The sequence below is a fragment of the Paenibacillus sp. N3.4 genome (assembly GCF_008017805.1).
In the GTDB taxonomy this organism is placed as follows: domain Bacteria; phylum Bacillota; class Bacilli; order Paenibacillales; family NBRC-103111; genus Paenibacillus_E.
Genome location: NZ_VRTT01000029.1, coordinates 23,657 through 47,138, shown reverse-complemented (window position 1 = coordinate 47,138; position 23,482 = coordinate 23,657). Strand labels below are relative to the sequence as shown.

18 protein-coding genes and 1 pseudogene are annotated in these 23,482 nt (G+C 45.5%); 4 read left to right on the top strand and 15 right to left on the bottom strand.

Going from position 1 to position 23,482, the window contains the following annotated elements:
- Positions 1-125: 125 nt before the first annotated feature.
- The 11 genes and pseudogenes from FU659_RS16300 to FU659_RS16250 form a co-directional block, all read right to left on the bottom strand.
- Positions 126-863: a discoidin domain-containing protein gene (locus tag FU659_RS16300; protein WP_147948554.1), complete on the bottom strand. Its 738-nt coding sequence runs from the start codon at positions 861-863 to the stop codon at positions 126-128.
- Entirely contained in the window at positions 860-4,060 is a 3,201-nt protein-coding gene (locus tag FU659_RS16295; protein ID WP_147948553.1) for a BNR-4 repeat-containing protein, read from the bottom strand. The genes FU659_RS16300 and FU659_RS16295 overlap by 4 nt, the downstream gene beginning before the upstream one ends.
- Positions 4,061-4,159: 99 nt before the next feature.
- Entirely contained in the window at positions 4,160-5,194 is a 1,035-nt protein-coding gene (locus FU659_RS16290; protein WP_147948552.1) for a glycoside hydrolase family 88/105 protein, read from the bottom strand.
- Positions 5,149-6,438: a hypothetical protein gene (locus FU659_RS16285; protein ID WP_147948551.1), complete on the bottom strand. Its 1,290-nt coding sequence runs from the start codon at positions 6,436-6,438 to the stop codon at positions 5,149-5,151. Before FU659_RS16285 ends, FU659_RS16290 begins: the two co-directional genes overlap by 46 nt.
- Before the next feature lie 25 nt (positions 6,439-6,463).
- Positions 6,464-7,327 (bottom strand): carbohydrate ABC transporter permease, encoded by an 864-nt coding sequence (locus tag FU659_RS16280; protein WP_147948580.1) that lies wholly within the window; start codon positions 7,325-7,327, stop codon positions 6,464-6,466.
- A gap of 24 nt (positions 7,328-7,351) precedes the next feature.
- A pseudogene (locus FU659_RS16275) lies at positions 7,352-8,313 on the bottom strand (ABC transporter permease).
- 76 nt (positions 8,314-8,389) lie between these two features.
- The gene (locus FU659_RS16270) at positions 8,390-10,015 is read right to left on the bottom strand and encodes an extracellular solute-binding protein (RefSeq protein ID WP_147948550.1); all 1,626 of its coding nucleotides are present in this window, start codon (positions 10,013-10,015) and stop codon (positions 8,390-8,392) included.
- 234 nt (positions 10,016-10,249) lie between these two features.
- Positions 10,250-12,520, bottom strand: a complete 2,271-nt coding sequence (locus FU659_RS16265) for a helix-turn-helix domain-containing protein (protein ID WP_147948549.1) — start codon at positions 12,518-12,520, stop codon at positions 10,250-10,252.
- Between the two features lie 263 nt (positions 12,521-12,783).
- The gene (locus FU659_RS16260; protein ID WP_147948548.1) at positions 12,784-13,224 is read right to left on the bottom strand and encodes a DUF6526 family protein; all 441 of its coding nucleotides are present in this window, start codon (positions 13,222-13,224) and stop codon (positions 12,784-12,786) included.
- On the bottom strand, positions 13,221-13,448 hold the full coding sequence (locus tag FU659_RS16255) for a helix-turn-helix domain-containing protein (RefSeq protein WP_147948547.1): 228 nt from the start codon (positions 13,446-13,448) through the stop codon (positions 13,221-13,223). The genes FU659_RS16260 and FU659_RS16255 overlap by 4 nt, the downstream gene beginning before the upstream one ends.
- Positions 13,449-13,724: 276 nt before the next feature.
- Positions 13,725-14,480: a GTP pyrophosphokinase gene (locus tag FU659_RS16250; protein ID WP_147948546.1), complete on the bottom strand. Its 756-nt coding sequence runs from the start codon at positions 14,478-14,480 to the stop codon at positions 13,725-13,727.
- 252 nt (positions 14,481-14,732) lie between these two features.
- Between FU659_RS16250 and FU659_RS16245 the strand changes: the two genes are divergently transcribed.
- The gene (locus tag FU659_RS16245; RefSeq protein WP_147948545.1) at positions 14,733-15,311 is read left to right on the top strand and encodes a hypothetical protein; all 579 of its coding nucleotides are present in this window, start codon (positions 14,733-14,735) and stop codon (positions 15,309-15,311) included.
- Positions 15,304-15,543 carry a hypothetical protein gene (locus FU659_RS16240; RefSeq protein ID WP_147948544.1) on the top strand — a complete coding sequence of 80 codons (240 nt, stop codon included), beginning with the start codon at positions 15,304-15,306 and terminating at the stop codon, positions 15,541-15,543. The genes FU659_RS16245 and FU659_RS16240 overlap by 8 nt, the downstream gene beginning before the upstream one ends.
- On the opposite strand, the gene FU659_RS16235 is transcribed toward FU659_RS16240, so the two are convergent.
- Positions 15,540-16,436, bottom strand: a complete 897-nt coding sequence (locus FU659_RS16235; protein WP_147948543.1) for a LysR family transcriptional regulator — start codon at positions 16,434-16,436, stop codon at positions 15,540-15,542. The two genes, FU659_RS16240 and FU659_RS16235, sit on opposite strands and share 4 nt — an antisense overlap.
- Before the next feature lie 113 nt (positions 16,437-16,549).
- On the opposite strand from FU659_RS16235, the gene FU659_RS16230 reads away from it, so the two are divergent.
- Positions 16,550-16,936: a tautomerase family protein gene (locus tag FU659_RS16230; protein WP_147948542.1), complete on the top strand. Its 387-nt coding sequence runs from the start codon at positions 16,550-16,552 to the stop codon at positions 16,934-16,936.
- 37 nt (positions 16,937-16,973) lie between these two features.
- Positions 16,974-17,309: a carboxymuconolactone decarboxylase family protein gene (locus FU659_RS16225; protein ID WP_147948541.1), complete on the top strand. Its 336-nt coding sequence runs from the start codon at positions 16,974-16,976 to the stop codon at positions 17,307-17,309.
- Between the two features lie 146 nt (positions 17,310-17,455).
- Here the strand turns inward: FU659_RS16225 and FU659_RS16220 are convergent, their stop codons facing one another.
- The 3 genes from FU659_RS16220 to FU659_RS16210 all read right to left on the bottom strand — a co-directional run bounded on the left by FU659_RS16220 (position 17,456) and on the right by FU659_RS16210 (position 23,221).
- Positions 17,456-18,409 (bottom strand): acetylxylan esterase, encoded by a 954-nt coding sequence (locus tag FU659_RS16220; RefSeq protein WP_147948540.1) that lies wholly within the window; start codon positions 18,407-18,409, stop codon positions 17,456-17,458.
- Positions 18,410-18,578: 169 nt separating this feature from the next.
- Positions 18,579-21,149 carry a winged helix-turn-helix domain-containing protein gene (locus tag FU659_RS16215; RefSeq protein WP_147948539.1) on the bottom strand — a complete coding sequence of 857 codons (2,571 nt, stop codon included), beginning with the start codon at positions 21,147-21,149 and terminating at the stop codon, positions 18,579-18,581.
- Between the two features lie 335 nt (positions 21,150-21,484).
- Positions 21,485-23,221, bottom strand: a complete 1,737-nt coding sequence (locus FU659_RS16210) for a methyl-accepting chemotaxis protein (RefSeq protein WP_147948538.1) — start codon at positions 23,219-23,221, stop codon at positions 21,485-21,487.
- Positions 23,222-23,482: the final 261 nt, after the last annotated feature.

Here is a 23,482-nt window from a genome sequence, read left to right as displayed (position 1 = left end):
ATTCTAGTCTAAATTACCTATCTTTTTCCTAAAATACCTCGGCTCTCATCGTGATCCCGGCCAGAAACCCAAAGGGAACAGTCCCATCGCGACTGTTCCCTCTAACCAACCATCCTTTATTTCAGTTACGGAGACAAGACATAATCCGTCCACATCTCTCCCAACTGAAACACATAATCATTATTGTTGTCCACTCCCAATTTGGAAGCGTATATCCGTATATAGCGAGCTTCTACTGGCTGCGAAAAGGAAAACGTCTGGAGCACATTTCCCGGATTAGGGAATTGGGTGTAGGTCTGTCCCGGCACGACCGTCCAATTCAACGCATCTGTACTAGCTTCGATCTGGAAATCTACAGGGAAGCCATAGCCGTAATCATATCGTGGAGCCAGTCTCACTTGCTTCACGTTGAAGGACTGCCCCATATCCAAATAGACCGACTGGACGACACTTGTTTTGCTGGTCGGCGTAGACCAGAACGTTTTGACATTGCCGTCCATAATCCGGGCCACTGGAAACGTAGGGTGCGATTGCGATGCTCCGGCGCTTACACGCGGAGCTGGGTGCAATTGTCCAGGCGTCTCCCATGCTGCCACCGTGACGCCAACCGTATCCGTAGCCAGCGGGTTGCCGGCGCGATCCTGTATCGTGCCGTTGCCGCCGGCGGTATAAGTCGCTGTCACGCCTTTTAAAGCTGACGCTCCCATATTCGCTACCGTCAATACCACATGCCGGGCATCCGCCCCCTGGGCAATTGAGATTATGGCGTATTGTACATTCCCGTTCCCTACTTCACTCACCGCAAAGCCGCCATCATTCGCCTTGCTCAAGTTCACTGCTTGTTCGCTTAGGGCAACCGTCAACTGGGTATCGCTGTTCCTAACGGCTCCGTTAACTTCGGAGGAAGCAAGTCGAAAAGCGTCAGCGCTCCTGTGGTTTGAGCTGCGGAAATGGCTTTCCCTGCCTGATCGTAAAGCGATGCCCCATTCGCGGGCTTGATTTCAATCGTCTCCACGCCACTAGGCACTCCCGTTATCGTCAGGAAGACGCGAATCGTCGTTTCACCACCGGTCAAAGCGCTTGCAGTTTCCGGAGATGCCCCATCACTTTTTTTCACCGAGGCGATAGCAGCTTGGGTCGCTTCCCCTCCGTTGTTCGCAAAGATCAGCGCAAGATTAGACCCCGTCACAGCCCCGGTTCCCTCATTCGTACTATAAATGCCCTTGCTGACAGTCATGTCGATATAAGCATTTCCTGCCCCCAATGTGCCTCCTGATATAACGGGAACATTCGTGGCTTCGTCTGAAGGGAAAAGCACATAATCCGCCCAAAACTCTCCCAATTGCAGCACATAATCATTATTGTTGTCCTTCCCCAAGGTTGTCGCGTTTAATCGAATATAGCGAGCAGGTACCGTTTGCGAAAAAGTAAATGTTTGCAAATCATTACCAGGGTTAGGATAGTTACTGTAGATTTGTCCCGGCACCACAGTCCAGTTGACAGCATCCTGGCTGTATTCGAACCTGAAGTCTACCGGGAAGCCATAGCCGAATTCATTACGGGGAGCCAGTCTCACTTGTTTCACATCCAGCGTCTGCCCCATATCCAGATAGACCCATTGCCCCGCATTCGTTTTGCTTGTGGGCGTCGACCAAAATGTTTTTACATTGCCATCCATTAATCGAGATACAGGAAAATTGACATGCGACTGGGAAGCATTCGCAGCGACCCGTGGAGCAGGAAAAGACAGTTGATACAAGCTATCGGCTTTTTGCTTCCAAACGGATGCATGACTGAACTCCGGAAACAATGTTCCAGCCGCTTGAAGTGCCCCCGCCACCCGCTGGATCACAGCCGCTCCATCCGTTAAACCTGGATTGTAGTCGGCCAATAAATCGGCAGCTTGAGGCAGCAGACGAAACAGCGCCGCAAACTCTTCATCGTTCACTTCAGGGGCATCCAAAAATTGGTGAATATTATCGATAAGAGCTCCCGACAGTCGAATTCCCGTTGCGGATACACTCCACGGTCCTTGATCCTTTAACGCTTCAGGCACCGGATTATCATAGATCCAATCCATCATATCGTGCGCCCATTGACGCGCATATTCAGGGTTTCGCGTTGCGAAATAAGCTTGACCAAACGTACCTAGATGGGTCCAGGCATTTAAGTGATTATACCAACCGGCAATCGAATTTATTTGCTCCAAATCATCGTAGCCGATCGGCTTGCAAGTATCGAACTGGAGATCGGCATTCCAGCAAGCGGTCATCTCATCGTTATAAGGCCACCAGGTCTTAATGTCGTACGAAGCCGTTCGTGTTAACCCACTCCATGAAAAGCGATGCTTGAGCATTTCTTCACCTGCGGAGTCTTTACCGGGCGTATTCGTAGGAACCGCATGGGACATGGGATCAAATCGATAGACCAGCTGTGTCCGGTTCTTCAAATAGTTTCTCATTTGATGAGCGACTTCTTTATACTGCCCGGCCAACACCAAGGGCTCGATTTGCTTTAACGCTGGCGAATGATCAAAATTCACGCTCTGGAAAAAGGACGAAGCGGACGATGTCCGGGATTTCTCGGGAACATAAGGTCCTGGGCATACGAACGGCTCCGCCGATTGCAGGCAAGCAGGCGCTCCATTCACCGGAAGCTTCAATTCGCTATAATTTTTTTCTAATTCGATAATCTGCAATTTTTGGTTTTTGGGCAAATCATTCAGATTGACAATATCTCTGGCCGCGTCCAGCGTCTCCCAACGAAGAAGGAACACTTTGCCATTCGACTGGAATTGGGAGTAGTCTTCTATCAGATTTACCTTCATACCTGGGATAGCGGATTGAACCGCTCCCACCTCATCCGGATAGATCAGCACTGGCTGCGCCTTCGGCTGAAGCGTCGCCTCATCCAGCAAATAAGCGTACTGCCTGCCGTTGCCCGCCTGGCTAGTGTTGCTGAATTTCATCCATAAACCGATTTCAGGACCCATATAATCCACACTGCCCATGGATATGACATTCGGCAAGCTGCCTCCTCCGTTAAAATCCCAACGTCCGATCCAGTCGGTCATTTGATACGTCTGCCAACCAACCGTGTTCCGACGACTGGAGTAAATTTGCGTGTCTCCGTCTCCGTCGAATTTGATATAAGTCAGAATCGGGTTATTGGCCGAGTCAAATCCCATTTTGACATTATTTAATATGCCTGACTTTGATTCGACCGGGTCGACCACTTCACTGGTTGAGTAAGTAATCGGAAGCTGCAGCGGTTGCCCCGAACTGGTCGTCCAGTTTTGTAAATCTGCGCTTTCCATATAAGACAGCTTAGAGTTTGTTTCTGCACCGGGGGTATCCCTCCAAACCCAGCCGATATGAAACTTGCCATCCGCTCCCAGCCTCGTGGCCGAAGTGTAAGCACTTCTCAATGATTCTCCGTCAAACATCGGGGCAGCCAGAAACCGGCTCCACGTTTTGGAAGTTGTATCGTATACGTTGATCAACTGATTGCCGTTGCCGCTTGATCCGTTTCGATAGGAGAACAATAATCTCCCATCCGGCAATTTCATAAACAGCGGATATGTCACGTTGCCCTCTTCCGTGCCGACCATGGAAGTTACCCGAACGAAGCTGGTAATATCTCCGGGGATCTCAGTTCTCCAATATTTCAGGGGATTCACATGCATATTCCCTGACATATGTATGTATCCCGCACTGTCAACAGCCAACGTCACATAGTTGTGCGCATCGAGAGCCACATATTCGTCCAATTTGTAAAATTGCCACGTCGTTGAAGCAAGATCTCTTTTGCCAACGGTAAGCTGCCGGTCCGGATCGTAAAAGGCAACGTACTGATAACCACCGTAAGTCAACCATGAAATGCCTACGGGGTTGCCTGCAAACGCCGGCGCTACATCAATCACTTGCTTGACTTTAAAAAGCGGCTTTTCGCTCTCTTGAGCTGTACCCGTGTTAATCGAACCATAGACCAAATTGCTATTGTAAGGAATCAATAGAAGAAAGATCAATAACACCAAAAGCTCCGTTTTACGACGTTTCATGAATGACCTCACCCTTCTTTTAAATTTGCTTTACCCGCAGTCGTCTCCTTGCTTCATTGATTGCTGAACCCGCCAAAAAATGCCTCATCATCACCCCTTTCAAGTAAGCGCATGCAATTGCCATTTCGCCAATTCACACATTTCGGATGCAGCCAGTAAAACGATGCCTGTTCCATGGTCGTCATTGATGTAAGTCGGAATGTCAAAATAATACGATGCATGCATCGAACATCCGGAACCGAGGCATACCCCGTACACATTGCCCTCGTGATCGACACAGCGATTCAACAAACCGTCCCAGCCTCTATGGACACATGCCAGAAAGCCGGAATCCAGCCACCCATAGCGAATTCCCCTAGCGATCGATACGATGAACATCGCCGTACATGACGTTTCCTCATACGAATCACGTTCATCCAGCACCTGATGCCACAATCCGGAGTCGGCTTGATAAGTAGCGATCCCTTCAGCTAATTCCTTGAACTTTGCAAGTACAGGCTCCCGCTCCGGATGTTCACAGGCAAGATGCAGCAAAATTTCCGTCAATGCCAGGAGCATCCAGCCATTCCCGCGCCCCCAAGGCACGCCACTGTTAATGCCTTCATGGGGAAAATAAATATGCGCATACAGCTGTTTATCCTGCATCCACAAGCGATGATGGAATCCTGCCGCCTGTCGGATCACTTCGTCGTAATATCGGGCATCACCGGTAAATCGTCCCATTCGCACGAGAAATGGACAGCTCATAAACAAATCGTCGGCCCACATCGTTTCTTTGCGGTAAAAGGTGCCATCCGCCATTCGCGGCACAACGTTCATGACGGCTTCAGCCAACCGCTGAATAACAGGGAGCATGGCTGCTTCTTTGGTACGTTCGTATGATTCAAGCAGCATCATGCCTGCGGCTCCGCACGGGTCCAGTTCCTCTAACTGCCCAGCTCGCGGAATCAAAGAAGGAACCCCAAATTGCTGCGCATCCCAAAGTGCGTAGTCGTGATATTGAGCCATCACGGACATGCTGTCGGTCGCATATTGAACCAACGCTGCTTCACCAATCGTTTCCGCAGCTTTAAGCAGCCCGAACAGACCTACCTGGATCGCATAAAACCACTGTCCGAAAAAAAATCCGTCCATATACGGTCTGACAAAGGTAGAGGGAGAAGAAAGCCTCCAAAAGTAAACTTGCCGGGCTCGCCCGTCGGATACGGACGATCGAACCTTGCTTCGCGCTCAACGGGGAAAGTATGTTCCAACAAATCCCGTGGATCCGAGTTTGAACGGCCAAAGGGGCCAATATAGAGCCATCGAGCTTCGTCCCCCCGCCAGGTATCCAGATCAGGCAGCTCATCTACGCGTTGATCGGTTAACATATCGATGATTGCGGCCTCAAACCCCCACTTGACCTCTGAGCGAACGGATTTCACAAGCACCTGCCCTCGTGTCCCTCCTTGAGGAATAGGAATTTCCCTCCATCCTTCGCTCATCGAACGGTATACCTCTTCGCCGTCGATCCAGATCCTGACTGCACTTGTATGATAAATACGCAAAGCCAAATCGGTCAATCCCGTCCTCGCAGCAGCATAATAGGTCAGTCCATATGCACAGGCAGCTTCCTCCCCGTAAAGTTCATTCAAATCAACGAAGCCCGTTACGTTACGTTCAGAAGCGGTCGGTTGCCATGACAAAGCTCCTTCCGGAGCGTCTATTCGAAGTTCGTCAGTCTCCGGAAAATAAGGAAATTCCGGACCAGGAAGCAAGAACCCCTCGTTACCCTCTTCCTTTTCGGGCTCAAAAGGCCCGATATAGGCAAATCCTTCTTCACCTTGCAAGTCTTTCTGCGGAAATGTGGGGCGCGTAGCGAACAAATAATCTTTAGCCCACATCCCCGGATATCTCGGAAACCCGATTGTCAAATGAAACCCCCATCGCGCGTAATCCCGGATACTTTTCAGAAGCAGCTCATTCCAGCCTTTTCTCATACACACAGGTATCATGAAGGAACCGTCCGGCGCGATACCGTTCGGAGCTCCCTTCCATTCCGCGCCATCCAGAGTACTCAGCAGCAGCTCGTTGTTGAACCATAACTTAAGGGTTCCACCTACCGTAAGGATGACCTCCTGCTCACGGCTGGCATAGAAGCGTGCTGCCGCATATGCCGCCCAACCCACCTTGGCCTCAGGCCAGCATGCAGTGAAATCGGCCTCATACGGCCCGAATGGGGAATTCTGCCGAATCGCTTGCTCCATATAGGGCCGCAGCCGAATCGATTGTCTGGGTCGGGTATCGAGCATTCGCTCCGATATGATCCGGATGACTTGTTCGGGATTGGTTATTCCTGCATCTGACAAAGATTTGCCCATCTCCAGCTTTTCGTTCATGGTATACCTCTTTTCGCCTGTTTACCTATCCCTTTAATGCGCCAATCATCATGCCTTTAACGAAATACTTCTGCAGAAACGGATACAGAGCCAGCACAGGCAAAGTAGCCACCACAATAACAGCGTATTTTAACGTCTCCGCTGCTAATCCCCTATCGAATGAATCCGTGCCTACCAGCATCGCATTCGTGTCGTTCTGCACCAGAATCTCCCGCAAGACGAGCTGCAGCGGGTACAAATCTCGATCCCGGATAAACAACATCGCATTGAACCAGGCATTCCAGTGCCCGACGCCGTAATACAGAATCATGACGGCTACTACAGGCATAGACAAAGGCAGAAATATGCGGAACAAAATCGTCAAATGGGAAGCTCCGTCCAATTTCGCGGACTCCTCGATCTCATCCGGAATTCCGAGAAAGGAGGTACGCATAAGAATCAGGTTGAACGTATTAACGGCAGTCGGAATAATAAGCGCCCAATACGTATTGTCCAGAGAGAGACCTCTCACTGTTAAATAATAAGGGACCAAACCGCCGCTAAAGAACATCGTGAAAACGATCAACAGCATGATTGTATTTCTCCATAACACGCCTTTGCGCGACAGGAAATAGGCCCCAAGCGAAGTCATCAGCAAATTGATGGCAACACCGGCAGTGACAACTATGACTGTATTTACGTATCCGTGAATAATCATTCGATTGGACAATACCATTTGATACGCGTCCAGAGAAAATCCCAGAGGCCTTATCAGCAGTCCCCGATGTGCCAAAAAGTCCGCCGGGTTACTAAACGAAGCCAGAAAAACATAGAGGATCGGGTAAGCTGTCATCAACGACAGCAGTGTTAAGATGAAACCGTTCAAAATATGAAATCCTTTTCTGCCCATGCTTTCCTTCAAGTTCAAACCCTCCTACCACAAGCCGGAATTGTTCATTCTCTTGCTGATCCAGTTTGCACTCACCAACAGAAGAAAATTTATCGTGGAATTGAACAGCCCCACCGCTGCGCTGTAGCTCCAGCCAAATTCCTGCAAACCCTTGCGGTATACAAAAGTAGAAATCACATCAGATGTTTCGTAAATCGCCGGGTTATAGAGCAAAATGATTTTCTCATATCCTACGCTAAGGATGCCCCCGACCTTTAAAATCAGCAAATGATGATCGTCGACGCAATACCAGGTAATGTCACATGAAGCGTTTGCTTCCACCGATTCGCACCATCAATCGTAGCCGCCTCATACAATTGCGGATCGATCGATCCCATCGCCGCCAAGTAAATAATCGATCCCCATCCCACCTCTTGCCAAATCTCGGATATGACATAAATGGGGACGAAATTCCCCGGGTTATTCAACATCGTTGCCTTCTCGCCTCCGAAAAAGCCGATAACCGTATTCATAACGCCGCTGTCCATCGTAAAATCGATGATTAAACCGCATACTACAACCAAAGAAACGAAATGCGGCATATAGGTTACGGTTTGCACAAACCTAGAAAACAAACGGCTCTTTACCTCATGAATCAGCAATGCGAGAATAATCGGTGCAGGGAAGCCGAAAACGAGCGATGTAAGACTGATAACAAGCGTATTTTTTAATATTCGCCAAAAATAGTAACTATCGAAAAATTCTTGAAAATGTTTAAAGCCTACCCATGGACTTCCCCAAATCCCTTTTGTCGGGACATAGTCCTTAAAAGCGATGATGGCGCCATATATGGGAACGTAATGAAAAATAATGTAATAGATCAGCACGGGTGACACGAGAAGGTACAAGGAATAATGCTTCAACCAATCCTTGCGGAGCTTATGCCCTATATGCTCCCGTCCGGCCTGCCTCTCCAACCTTTGCAATCGCGATGAAGATACATTCATGTTGTCAGCCACTCCCTCTTCGAGGTTAATAAGCGAAGACCAGGGAGATTTGCAAGCCTCCCCGGCACACTGTTTTTTATCTTTTGTTATAGCGATCGAACGCAGCCTGCTGCATGTCAATCGCTTTTTCGATGCCTAGCTTTTTCATTTGCTGAACATATTTATCGAAATTGTCAATCGGTTCCGTTCCCATAATAAATTTCAACAACATTTCATTTTCGTAAGTCGTGACTTCGTTCATAATTTTGGCCATTGCTTCTCTTTGCTCGGGAGAGACAAACACGGGAGGCAGGAAATGTTTGGCCGCATCGGTATTGGCCCATACTTTGACCGCCTCAGCCTGTACGGGTATCATGGTCTGCATCACGTCTGCACTTTGGACAAATGGCCCCATGTCGTGGGAAAGCGTATAGTTAGCCATCGCTTGGCTAAGTGGGAGCTTATTCGGATTGTTCACAATAACATCTGTAAATTTGGGCTTGCCGTTCTCCTTGGTGTAGCTCTTTCCTTCAACCCCAAAATTTGCCAGCATTTGTCCTTCCTCGCTGTACAAGAAATCGAGAAATTTGGCAGCTGCTTCTTTGTTCTTGCTATTGGCGGAAATCGCCGACCCAAAGCCGACAAACGGAAGTGAATACTGCCCGAACTGTGGCTTATCCCCTTGCTTCAATACTGGATACGGCGCGCCGATCACCTTGAATTTGGGGTCTTTGTCTTTCATCGTTGTCGTCCATTTGGCTACGCCACTTGCGGCGCTTGCTACCGTCGCGCCCGATTTTCCGTCAAGTATATTGGCATCTACGGTTTTGGTATCCAATGTAGCAAAGTTGTTATCCAGCAGCTTTTCTTTAAACCATTGATTCATCGTCACTATGAAGTCTTTATAGGCAGGTTCAATTTGACCGTATGTGACTTTGCCATTGTCTACAAAAAAGCCTTTGGTAATTCCGTATGCGCCGATAAACGTACCCCATGAAAGGACACTATTTTGAAAATTCCAGTACGGACTAAACGGCGCTGTCGCCCCTTTCTTATCTTTAAAAGCTTTCAATACGGTATGCCATTCATCGATCGTTGTCGGCGTTTGCAGACCCAGATCATCCAACCAATCCTTCCGCAATACGGGGCCAGCCGAAACTAGCAATCCCTGATCCCCCCGGATAAACGGGAATGAATAGTAGCTGCCTTCATCCGTTTTTACCATCTTCTCAATATCGGGGTGTTGTTTCAGATACTTGGACCAGTTAGGCGCATATTGATCCTGCAAATTGTTCAGCTTGGCGATAATCTTATCCGAAATCGCTTTTTCCGGTCCACCCGGATACTTCGTCCAGTCGTACTCTATAATGTCGGGCAAGTCGCCGGAAGCAATCATCAGATTCAACTGTTCATCCTCTTTGCCTGAGGCAGGATGAATATATTCGACCTCAATACCGGTTCGTTTTTTCAGCTCTTTGGCAAATTCCGTTTCACCGATATTTTTGGCAATTGCCGAAGTGTTTGCCGGCAAATGCGTCCAGTACTTCAGCTTGATTCCGCCTTGAATCGGATATACCGGTCCTTGTCCGGCTGCTGTCGAACTTGGCTTATCCGTAGAACTGGCCGCGCCCCTGTCGCCCCCTCCTTGCGTACATCCTGCCGACACCCCTGCTAGCATCACCGCTGCGGTTAATGTTGGAATCCATTTTGCGCGTTTCTTCATGCTGCGCCTCCTCTTTTTTCTGTTTACTTGATTCCGGTTGTGTTGTGGTCAACCTAGCCCAAAGTATAGAAGCATACTCGCCAAACCTAAAGAGACAGTTTATGAACTAGGAGGTCAAAATCTGAATTCAGCTCCAGAGCCTGCATGTACGTGAGATCGGATACACGGGACATTTTTGAATTTCAAGGGACAAAAACAACAAAAAGCCATGATTTCCATGGCTCGAATCTACGTTTATTCAATTAAATCTGAGTATTTCCCCGGCGTGATCCCTTCATATTTAGCAAAGGCCCGCCGAAACGTGCGAACATTCGAATAACCTACCGATAGTGCAATGTTTTCCATCGTGATGTTTGGTCCCTTCATCATTTCCTTTGCTTTTTCAATTCTGATTTTCCCGATATAATCAAGCAGCGAGACCCCGTTCCGTTCTTTGAATAATTTAGAAACGTAAGCAGGATGAAGTCCGATTTGTTCGGCGATGAAAGCGATGCTCAAATTGAGATCCCTATATTGGTTATGAACCATCTCCATAATGCACTGCAAAACTTCAGTCGTTCGTCTGCTGCCCTGCTCCTGCCCGATATAGCTGCAGAAGCTTTGCAAGATGTCTTTCAACTGCTGCTTCATTTCACTGACCGTGTGGCAATTCAACAATTGCTCAATGGGGCTCAGCTCCTCCAAAAAGGAATTGTCGTAAATGCTGCCAATCTCATTGATCGTCTTCAGCATCGTGCTGACCAAATCGACAAACAAACATTTAGCTATCTTTAGAGGAAGTTTCCGCTGCTCTAGGTTGTCCTTGAAAATCTCATCGACGATCTTCTCCGCGCTTTCATAATCTCCTGTTTTAATATAGTTCATCAACGCTTGCTCTTTCTCAAGTGGATAATAGTACTCCTCCTTCGTACGAGGAATATCCATATCGCTGTAATGCATGATGCCTTTTACACCATAAATGTCTTGATATTCCATCGCTTCAAGAGCTTCGTCATAAGCCTTGGAAATACCGATGGATGCATAATGCGGACTGCTGATGGCGATCGAAACAGCAACGTGATAGTACATATCCATAAAGCTCTCTACCTCAGTCGCAATCTTGGATAGATCCCGCTTCCACTCTTCCGTCTCCGGACTTGTCAGATTGATCAAGCATACCAGCAGATCATCGATTTCGGTCATAAACCCTTGATGGATCTGGCCTGCCCATTCTTCCGTCACGTTCATAATTGCGAAGCGAATGAGCGGATATGACATATCCTGATCCTCCTCCACATTCAAAATCATGACGGCAAATGCATCCGAAACAAAGCGGGCTCCGTACGATTCAAGCGATTGTTCGAGCGGAATAGCACTGGCCCTGCCCTTGAGCAATTTCTCGATAAAATGCCCGCGCATGAAGCTTTTTTGCCGCCATAGCCTGCTGCTCATGTCCGTATTTTCCATTAAAGTGGAACGGATCGCTTGACGCATAAAGTCATACTCGTTTAACGGCTCTCTCTCTTCACCTATAGCTTCCTTTTGTTCCTTAAACAGCTCCATCATCGCTCGAACCGGCGAATAGTTTTTACGAACAAAGGCATAAGACAGTCCGCCACCGACGATCAGACACGCGAGCAAACTGATGGCCGTCGCTTTTTTGATATACTCCGATTTATCCCAGAACACATGCTGCGGCATCATAATCATATACTTCCAATCGGTTGCACCGGAACTGATGTATGAGATAACCACATCTTGGTCATTCCATTTAGCCGTGACAACGCCGCTCTTTTCATGAAGCTCACTATAGCTTACCGGCATTGGACCCGTCACAGGCTCCGAAGATGCAACAATCCGATCGTTTTTATCCAAAATCGCAGCGGTTCCGCTATGAATATAATTTTCACCGCCCTGAACCCAAAATTTATTCTGGTCCAGGAAAATGACGACGCTGCCCAAACTTATTCCGTTTCTTCCTATAGGCAGCGACCGAATATAGGCAAGTTCATCGCCCAAAACAACATACTCGCCATTGTAATAATGATTGAGCCCCTCGATCCATTCCGTATAAGAAACATTGTGCCCAGCGTATAAATTGTTGAAGATCACTTCACTCGTATTGCTGATATCCGGAGTTATTACTGTATCAATCGATCTGAAGTAAACCAAAAAATGATTGGAACGGCTTGAAGCTTGGAATACTTTCAAATTTTCAAACACTTTATAGATGGAGAAATATTGTTCGGGTTTCAAAGGCTCGCGGATCGATAAAAGTTCCTGCACTTGCGGATTATAGCCGATTTCAACGCTCAATCGCTTGATATCCTGCAGCTGATTGTCCATATCTATTTGTACTTTGGATAAAATGAGACTGTTCGACCGATTGATTTCTTCTGTAATCGTTTGATTCGTTTGCGTATAGATCACAATACTCATCAATACTGGCACAAGCAGAATAGCAATATAGGATAACAGCCACGTAAAAATGATGCTGCGCCGCTTGAATGCCACTTCGCGAAACAAATGCTCCACCCCTCTTTATTGCTACCGTTATAGAATCTCATTATACCATTGCCCAATTCTTCAATCTCCACATCAATGATTACGGTTACATAATGGTTTAAGTATAGGCTATTCTGCTTAGCAGAGCCATGAACAAGGTTACGTTTTTTACATAAAAAATCTAAGAAGGTCATCTCATGTACTAACCGCAGCATATAAATGCTATGTGCAAAGAGACACGTCCCAAGGGAACGTGCCTATATCTTCATTGCAGAAGAAACTTACTAGATTCTATAGTAGTCGCTTCTCCATGACCTGATTGCTTTCTTTATGGCGTCTGGCGACATATTTTCCGCAGCCGCCTTCTGACAGAGTGCAGGAAATTCGCTATCGGACGCAAAACGGAGAGCAACAATTTGACCCATAGTAAGTCTTGGATCAAATAGCTGTTGCGTTAGGACGTAGTGACGAAGATTTTCCTCTGCCCGAACCGCTCGATCCTGCGCTTTTAATGGGTAAGAACGAAGGAGCAAGAAAATAATAAGTACGATCAAAGAAACAAGCAGCATGAGAAACGCCGGAAAAACAGGAATTCCTGAACAAAACGAACGAACAAGCTCGAAGATAGAGGAGACGAATAGCACCAATATCAACAGCGAGAGTATCATGTGAAATAGGGGATGTATCCTTTTATGGTTTGCATAGTTTTGAGGGATATGGCTCATTGTTTGCTCATGATCTCATCGATTTCACTTTTCAATAACAGATAACGATGAACACTTCTCATAATGGGAACTTTGGTTAATTTATTTTTATCCACATAGAGCTTCATTTGATCTTTTGAAAGACCCAAGGATTCTCCTGCTTCCATAACCGTTAGCACCACTTCATTGCTTGTTGCATTAAACGTTGTCTTTACCTTTTGATTCCAATCTTCAAATGTATTCATGTGCCTGCAACACCTTTCCTTTTCCAATCTTTCTATTATACCACGAACAGGCGTCATTTACTTAACAACTTAGTAACTTATAAATAAAGGATTAAAATCTATAAAATGGTGATTAAATGGATGTAAAATAGAAAAGAGCGCCTGTTAGGCACTCTTCTGACAGGAAAATCCATTAAGAAATATCGGAGTACTTCATATCCATCTTTTCCCGCACATCCGCATACACGGAATTGTTTTGGAATTGCTCTAGAGGAAATGAATATGAAGGCGTTGAGATCAGTCAGTCTGATTAGTATCCAGGAGTTCGAGCAGAGCCTGTGGCAGTGCAAATTGCTGATTGTTGATAATAATTCGATTCAATTTCTCCGCAGGTATTTCAGACTGCTCCTCTTTAAGCACTTCAACTTCCTTATGCAGACGTTCCATTTGCTGATCCAAGGCAGCAGCAGCGGATGCGGCCTGCTTCAATTCCTCTAAGAGCCGCGCTGGAACACATTGATTTTCCTGATTGTACTTATAATAAATTTTGTGTTCCAAACTAGCCCAGAAATCCATAGCAATCGTGCGAATTTGTACTTCCATACAGACATTTTCCTGGCGGTCTGACATATGCACAGGGACTTCAATTAGAAGATGAAGACTCTGGTAGCCATTTGGCTTTGGATATTTAATATAATCCTTCTCTTCCACGACCTTAAGATCACCTTGATTTTTTAGCATTTGGCTAATCACATAAATATCAGATACGAATGAACACGTAATGCGCATACCTGCAATATCTTTAATGTTATCCTTTATACCTGAAAAAGAAATATTGCAGCCTTTGCGATTAAGCTTATTAAAAATACTTTCAGGCGATTTCAAGCGAGACTTGGTATGTTCAATAGGATTATACTCATGCAGCATTTCAAACTCCTGCACTAAAATCTCAATTCTTGTCTCCATTTCATCCAGTGCAAATTTATACATCATCATAAAACGAGTAATATCGTTTTTAAACCTCTTTATCTGATTAATGGAAAGCTGGCTCATCCTATCGTTCCTTCCGTCTTCGTTTTGTTTCTCAGTCATCGTTAGTTTAAGGTACTTCTATGGGTTAGCGCAAATACTGCGTTCGGTTGACACCGATTGCCGCGTCTTGTATAGTAATTCTTATATCTTCAATTCGATGGCTTACGATGGAAGCACCCGTAAGAAAAGGCGATTCGCCTTTCTTGCAGGTGCTTTTTTTGTTGTCTGATAAGGCCATCGACGATCAACCAATCGGTTCAAAGGAGGCTTTACATGCGAAATATAACCGCTTTACTCACAGCGCTGGCGCTGGCTTCAGCCATTCCAGCAGGTGCTGCTGCTGCTGCGCAGCCCATCGAATTCACATCCACGATCCAATCCTCACTGGACAAGACAATGGCTGGCGCAGGCCAGTCCCAGGCTAACAAAATCAATTCCCAGTACAATGAATTCCGCATGCTTCAATCACAAGAACAGGACTGGGATGTGAAAATCAATGCCCTGCATGACAGGAACGAAGAAGCCTTAAACACACTCAATCTGCAATTAAAACAAGTCGATTCGGCTAAACTAGACAAATTAGAAGCGGATATCGCACAAACAAGGGAACGGTATAAACCACTATTATCTCAATATACCGCCCTTAATAAACAGATCGAAGCCGCAAAATTGCTGAAAAGCAAAGACTTCAGCGGCTTGCTTCGCCTTCAAGCCGCTGCTATGAAAATCCCTGTGCAATTGGCGCGACTGGATATCAGAACCAAAGAAAAAGCATTGCAAACCGCGAAAGGCACTACTACAAAGACGACAAAAAAAACTTCGCACTTCTCTAGCGGACATCCCCATGGTTAAAACTCAGATCAAAGCCAAGCAAACCGCCATCCGAACATCCAAAGCCAGCATGTCCCCCAACTGGAGCGCTTTTAAACTAGCCGCAAAAAAAGAAGATCCCTCAGGGGTATTGAGCTCCCTATCCTCTCTCCTCTCCCTTTCACGCCAAATTATTGAAGAAAAACAAAAAATCCTTAAGCTCGAAAATAGGATTAGCGATATCATTGCTGCGGCCAAGGCGCAAATACCTTAACCTTTTGGATTTGAAAAATCCGAGCCAAGAAGCTCATCTTTTAATAATTGCAAGAAAATATTTTTAGTAGAAGACAAATATTCTTTTTTGCTGTTTTGTAAGAGGCCAATTGGAATATAAGGATTTGTCATAGGGATGGGAATTCTCACAACCTCGGCTGACAAGGGCAATGAGGCAAGAACAACTCCAACCGAAGGGATATTTTGTACAAAAGACGGGATTGCTGAAATCTGGCTAACCGAATAAAAAAATGGTTTAGTTGAAAGCTGCGATAGCTCCATTTCTAAACGCATATGATACAAGCAATTTTGTCCTCCCATGATAAGCGGATATGCGTTCAGATCTTCCAGATGAAGTGTGCTTTGCTGAGCAAAGGGGTGACTTTTTGATGTAATAAAGGAGATTTGCTCGTTGTATATGAACTCAAACTGCAGGGAAGAATGTTGCTGAGACTGTGCGCAAATAGCAAAATCAATCCAATTATGAAGTAAAGCTTGCGTGAGAGAATCCGTATTTCCAACGATAAAATGACAAGTCATATTCGGCTTAAGGGCACGAAATTTTTGGAGGACAACTGGCAGTATACTAGCCGTTATCGTCTCCGTAACACCGATATTCAGTACGCCAATTTCTTCCTTTTGCAGAGACTTCGCTTGCTCTAATACAAAATTCCAATGTTTGATGAGTCCCTCGACCTCATCTGCATATATTTTGCCGGAAGCTGTTAACTCCGCGTCCCATCCTCTTTTAAAAAGCTGAAGACCTAGTTCTTTCTCCAGCCTTTGCACCTGATTGGTTACTGTAGACTGAGCATAATTCAACTTTGCGGCTGCCTTGGAAAAGGTTCCTTCCTCAATGATAGTTCGAAAGGTCGTTAACTCTTTGAGATCCATAGACGCTCATCTCCATCTAATAATATGAATATATTTATCAATTAATTCAATTATACGAATGAACTATTGAGATGTAAAATGAAGTTATGAAAAGGAAGGGAGTACACCACGAGATGCCATTCGTACGCGTAAGTTACTTAGAAAATCAATACACGGATAAAGACTTGCCCAGGATTAGCCAATGTATACTGAAAGCTTTGATTGAACATTTCAACGTCCCTGAAGATGATTATTTTCAAGTTTTCCATGCTCATAAAAAGAGCGAGTTTTATTACAGTAAAGATTATTTGAATGCATCCAGAACCGATCAGCTCCTATATATCCAAATCACATTGAAGTCAGGCAGAAGCAGAGATCAAAAATGCAGTTTCTATAAAAAGTTGGCCGAGTTATTATCATCTCAATGCAAGATCAAGGAAGACAATGTATTTGTCGTCCTGAATGAAACGGAATTCGAGGATTGGACATTTGGAAAAGGAATTGCACAGATGATTTTATAAGTGCTTTTACTAAATCGAAGAGGGAGAAGGAATGACCGTGAGACATAAACCAATCACCTCCACCGCTCGCGAAACCTTTGGGGACTTCGCCCCTGCCTTTGTCAGCTATACGGAAAATGTGCTCTTCGGTGATGTATGGAGAAGAGAAGAATTGTCCCTCAGAGAACGGAGCCTCATTACGCTGTCTGCTTTAATCGCAGGGGATCATACCAGCCAGCTTCCTTATCATTTCCAGCTTGCTAAAGAAAATGGTCTTTCTGAAGCAGAACTGATTGAAGTGATCACACATCTTGCTTTTTACGTGGGTTGGCCGCGAGCAGCTTCAGCTCTTCATGCTGCCAAAGAAGTTCTTATCCAAGAAAAGAAAGAGTAGGGAACGTGACAAAAAGATCAAGCACTCCACCTACGTGGAGTGCTTAAATAATGAGAACTTATAAGATGGAGCGCCCAGCCAATTATGGATTCATTATAGCGGGTGGAGCGGCCACAGAGCTGGCACAATTAGACATGGTAATTTCTCTAAAGCAACCTTTGCCGGATAAAATCAAGCGATAACCGATTATGATATCCACTCACACTATGACCTTCAAAAGGGTAGACATGAATCGATTTATCTGTCGAAGCGATACGGTTGTACGTCGCGAAAACTGTCTCCGGCAGGCAGACCGGATCTTTCAGCCCAACGGAAACAAGGACGGGAATACGAATCCGATTAGCCAGATTCAGGTTGTCAAAGTAGCTTAAAGTCGATAGGACAGCATCCAGCTTGTCCGGAAATATTGCTAACCAATCTGCGATTTCTGTTAACGAACTGACCGAGTGCATCACCCCGAAATCCATGTGGCACATATTCGGAATACCGGCTACAGCAACCGCAGCTTTGCTGCTTAGCGCTGCGGTGGTCAGTGCTAAACCGCCACCTTGGCTGGAACCTGCCAGAGCAATTTTACCGCTGTCTATTTCGGGTTGCTCGCTGACCCAGTCAACTGCCCTTAAACCATCTACCGTGATAGCCTTGTAATAGCAGCTGTCTTTGTCCAAAATTCCTTGAGTGACCCATCCCTTCGTCATTCCGAAAGAGTTCTCAAGAAGGTTTCCCGTTTCTCCTCCCTGGCCGCGAACGTCGATGGCAAATACGGCCAACCCCATCAGCAGCCATTGAGAATAATCTTCAGGATATCCTTTTCCTCCGGTATATCCGTGGAAAATCACGACGCAGGGAAGCTTCTCCTGCTTAACAAACCTCGGAAGCAAGTACCATCCATGAATCGGCGTATTGTCAAAACCGTGATATGAAACCTTATACGCATCGATATGTGCTAACGGCGTATCGATTTTTACACGATTAGCGTTTAACGGTTTGCCGTCGAACTCCCGCAGTGTAGATTCCCAATAAGACGCCAGATCTTCCTTAGCCGTTAGCGGCGCGTTGTATTGATGCAGTTCAGAAATTCTTTTGTTTACAGCGTTCATAGTGTCCTTTCCTTTCTATTATTTTCTATATTTGTATAAAATATTTTACATGATTAACGCTTTAATTGATACACCCGCTCCTCCGTTTCAATCCTCGCCAATGTATATACAAAACAAGCTTAGAAAGCCCATAGGGACCTTCCAAGCTTGTCTGGCGATGACTTATATATTACTCTTCGGCACATAAAACCGTTATTAATTCTTGGGCACGCTGCAGCGCTTGCACACGATTATTAACGCGAAGCTTTCTATACACATTTTTAATATGAGACTTTACGGTTTCACCTGTGATATTCAGCTGAAGAGCCATTTCCTTATTCGACAATCCACTCGCGATCAACCGCAAAACTCTTTTTTCTTGCCCAGTTAGTATGGCTTCAATTGACACATCTTCTTTCGACGTGACAAGCAAAGCTTGAAGCAATTGCTCTACGTATGTCAAAGAAACAGAGGGCATATTTCTTAAGTGAATTTCTCGCTGATTCTTCAAATAAACAGAAAGCAGTTCGCCCATCTCAGCACCTTCGTCTACAAAGCTGCGAATATATCCCTCTGGTTCTGCCAACTGTAAAGCGGTCTCCAACTGAACAAGCGCAGCCTCCGTTTGACCTAAACGCTGAAGTGTCACACTTTGCAGAATGAGGACCTTAATTCGATCCCGGAGTCGATCTTCCTTGCCTAGTAAATGGTTCAAGCGATCTAACAAATACAGCGCTTCTTCCATCTGTCCGCATGCTGCAAGTACTCTAGCCAAAACCAGATGCTCTGGCACATGATACAAGGAAACTTCATCCGTATGCGCCAGACCGCATCTTTGCAACCAATCAACCGCATATTCAACGGATTCTTGCTGTAGGGAAAGACTTGCTTGTTCGGCTTCAATTCTCAACATAAATAATTCATTATCAGGGGTGTCGATCTGCAACTTCAACTGTATAAGCAGCTCAGAAGCTCGGTTTGAATTTCCTAGGGCTTGGTGAATCCGCGAAGCGCTAATGACAATAGGTATCAATATCCGCGCAAAGGGCTGCAGATCCTTGCGTCCAAGTACCTGATTGACATAAAACTCCGCCTCCTCCAGCCGATTCCACTCGTATAGCAATTTGCTGTAAGAAGCATACAAGAGACCGACGAAAGGATAGTTCTCCTTGTTCACCCAAGCTGTTATCCATTTCAACAGGAATGCATCCGCCGCATGAAGATCATTAATAATGGCCAAATGATCATCAAACGAATCATAGCCTTGATATCGGTTGCGCCCCATCGTTTGAAATAAGCTGCCTTCCGGCATATATTGTTCTACCAACTCGAAATATTCAGATGTTCGCTCCAAGTCCTTTTGAAGATAAGAGGCGACCGAACAGAAGAAATACATGTTGCCCATTGCCTGCTTCCATTCTGCATCGCTCCATTTCCCCTGCATCCTTTGAAATTGGATGGTGGCCTGCTCTATTCTTCTAAAAGCGGCTCTCCATTCTCCGACTCCCAACAAGACAGAGATATAAAACATTTCAATCATGGGCTTCTCCGCAAAGGCGTTTTCCGGTAAAACAGATACCCATCTATGGAGTGCCACACTTTTCGATTGCATCAGAGTCTGTAGATTTTTTTCGATTAATCGAATGGCATCTGTATATTGTTTAGCCACTAAAAAATGCTCCATCGCTTCTTCATCCAAACCATGACTCTCCAACCAACACGCCGCATCAATATGCGCCTGTACCCATTCATCTGGATATGTCCGGGACAGTATGCGCTGCAAAAAGTCAGAAAACAAATGATGATATCGGTACCAGTCCCTTTGATCGTCTAAAGGTATAATGAACAAGTTTAATTGCTCTAATCTTTCCAGTTGTTCTTGACTGTTCAGTTGACCTGTTACAGCCTGACACAAAGAGTCATTCATTCGGCTTAAAACGGACGTTCTCAGTAAGAAGGTGAGTAAAGGCTCCGATTGATGATATAAAACTTCTTCCAGCAAATAATTGGATATATGATGCAGTTGGCCACTAAATCGATGAATGGACTCTGCTATATTATCACTGCGCTTCAAAGAAATTGCCGCTAGCTGCAGCCCACTGATCCAGCCCTCCGTCTGATGGAATAGCTCCGTCACCTGCTCTTTCGTTAACATTAAATCCGTCGTATCCCGAAAAAAGGCAAGCCCTTCCTCCAGTTGAAAGCGCAAATCCTGCATGACAATTTGGTGGCACTCACCTTTGGCCAGGAGTCTGGCGGTAGGTATCGCCACATCGCTGCGGCTCGCCATATAAAGATGAACATGGGTAGGCAATCGCTCAAGCAAATAGCTCAAAGAGTCGTGAATAGCGGGAAGTTCAATAAACTGATAATCATCAAGGATGATTACGAGTTCGCTCGTTAATCCATTCAGCTCATTTAATAATGCCCCGATCACAGACACCAAAGGTACCGAGGAACCTTTTTCAAGAAGGTCTCCTACTGCCAAGCCAAACCCAGGAACTCTCTCCTGGATGGAAGCAAGAACGTAACTCCAGAACGGAATGCCATCATTATCCTGCTTATCTAGAGAAACCCACGCCACGAGGTTGCTGCTTTGTCTTACCCATTCACTTAAAGCTGTTGTTTTCCCATACCCAGCCTGGGCGGAAACTAGAGTCAATTTGACTTTCATTCCCTCATTAAGCTTGTCCATCAGCCTAGGCCGGGATACCAATGAGCTGCGAACATGAGGGATATGGAGTTTTGTACTTACAATCATAGACAATCCCTCCGAGTTATGAGCTGCCCTCCACGGATAACAACTTCGTTTCCTATACTTCTTTAGTTACAGAAGCATACGCAATTTAGGGTTTGAGGGTAAGAGCAGTTCCGTATATTTATAATCTCCCACCGCGCTAAAATCCTTATTATGGGAAACATGTATGATATTTAATTAATTGGGACTTGCGAGTTATATCCTATGATAATTCCCTGATAATTAGTATACCAATTTAGATACTATTAAACTACTAGCTTAAACGTCCAGCCCCTTTGCATAAGCCAGAAAAATAAAAGCTCAAGCATGATTTCAGCTTGAGCTTAGGTCCATTCCAGCTACATTTTAAATTTATTCGCCAACTGTTTCATCTGTTCTGACATTTGACTTAACTTCTGTGCAGATGAAGCAATTTCTTCCATCGAAGCTAACTGCTCTTCCGTGGCCGCAGAAACGTTCTGCGCTGCTCCTGCCGTGTTGGACGATACTCGCTCCATCTCCTGTAAGGCAGCCGCAATTTCTTGCGAACTAGCGGACATCTGCTCCGCTGCTGCTGAGGCCTCTTCTACTTGCTCCACAACACTGCGTGTCGCTTGCAAAATGCGAGTGAAGGCATCTCCTGTTTCGCGAATAGCTGCAACACTCACTTCCACTTCATGTTCTCCTTTTTGCATAGAGCCCACAGCATCATGAATATCACTCTGAATGTCTTCAATCAGCTCAGCCACCCGAGTCGCAGAATCGTTGGATCTTTCCGCCAATTTCCTAATTTCACTTGCTACGACAGCAAACCCTCTGCCATTCTCACCAGCTCGCGCAGCTTCAATAGAGGCATTGAGCGCTAATAAATTCGTTTGTGCTGAAATTTCCTGAATAACTTCTACAATCTGCCCGATCTGCTGAGAACGGTCGCCCAATTGATGGATAATTCCACTCAAATCTCCTACGGTGTTGCTTACGGCAGTCATTTGCACCGTGGATCTGTTGCTTAATTCATTGCCATTTTCCGCTTCCTTAAGCGTGCCGAATGATGCTTCGAATGCGGTAGTTGATGTGATTGCAATTCGCTGGATGCCAGTCGCCATCTCTTCCATCGCTCTGGACGTCTCCTCAATACTACTCGCCTGTGTTTCATTACTGGCTGCCACTTCCGCAATAGCATGCGAAGTCTGATTCACCGCTTGCGTCGTTTCTGTAATTACGCTAGAAAGGGTCTTAGAGGAAGACGCTAACGCATTGGCGCTCAAAAGCTGATTCCCTGCAAGCTCTCTCAGACTATTGGTCAATGAATTGAAAGAAACAGCGAGCTGCCCCGTTTCATCACGATTGGAGACTATAATTTCCTCACCGCTTAAATCTCCTTTAGCCACACGCTCTGCCTGATCGGCTACACGGATAATCGGTCTAGAGATATGAAGGGCGAATAAAGTGAAGAGCGTTATTCCTACTGCTGTGCAGATCCCCAAAGTAATTAACAGAACGGAGAGAATATGACGTTGACCCGAATCATAATCCTGCATATAGGAACCTGCACTAATAATCCATCCCCATGAGGTTGCTAGTTCGCTATAAGTAAGCTTACTGGCTTCTTTCTTTGAATTAGGAAGCGGCCAATCATAATAGGTAAAGCCGCCGCCTGATTGCGCCGTTTTAATCATATTTTGTATATAACGGGTACCGTCCGCTGTTTGCTTGTCCCAAATATTTTGACCTTCAAGCAGTGGGTGAGCCAGTAATTCTCCTTTCTCATCGAGAACGAAAAAGTATCCGTTTTCCCCCAAATCGATTTGTTTATTAATCGGTCTTGTATGATCAGCTCGTTGTTCCCCTAACAGCATAACACGTAGTTGGTTCTGAGCATCTTCTTTTGTGAGAACCCCTTTTTGCACATCTTTATCCAGCGCATTCAACATCTCAACAGCTAATCTTACGTTATTTTTTAGACCCGTTTGAACAAGGGCATGGGTTGAATCCCCCGATAGCTTATTGGTCACTAATCCTAACGTTATAATAGGTACAACTAATAACAGGAAAGATACAAGCAAAAGCTTTTTACGAATCGTAAGTTTAAACATGATTTTTCACTCCATTCGACAAGATCCGCGTTTTCTTAGCAAAAATTGGTTATCCCTCCCCTTCAGACTAATACTATTAGACTATAAATTCAAATTTTCCAGCCTTAAAAATTTATTTACAATTATTTTTTTGACAATTCTGTGAAGTTGCCTAGCACCTTCCCCTACACGATTTGAAAACAAAAAGAAACTGCACCGCATTCAAGCGATCCAGCTGCTTTTTAATGAATAAAAGCCACCTTGACTTCATCATTTTTTTCA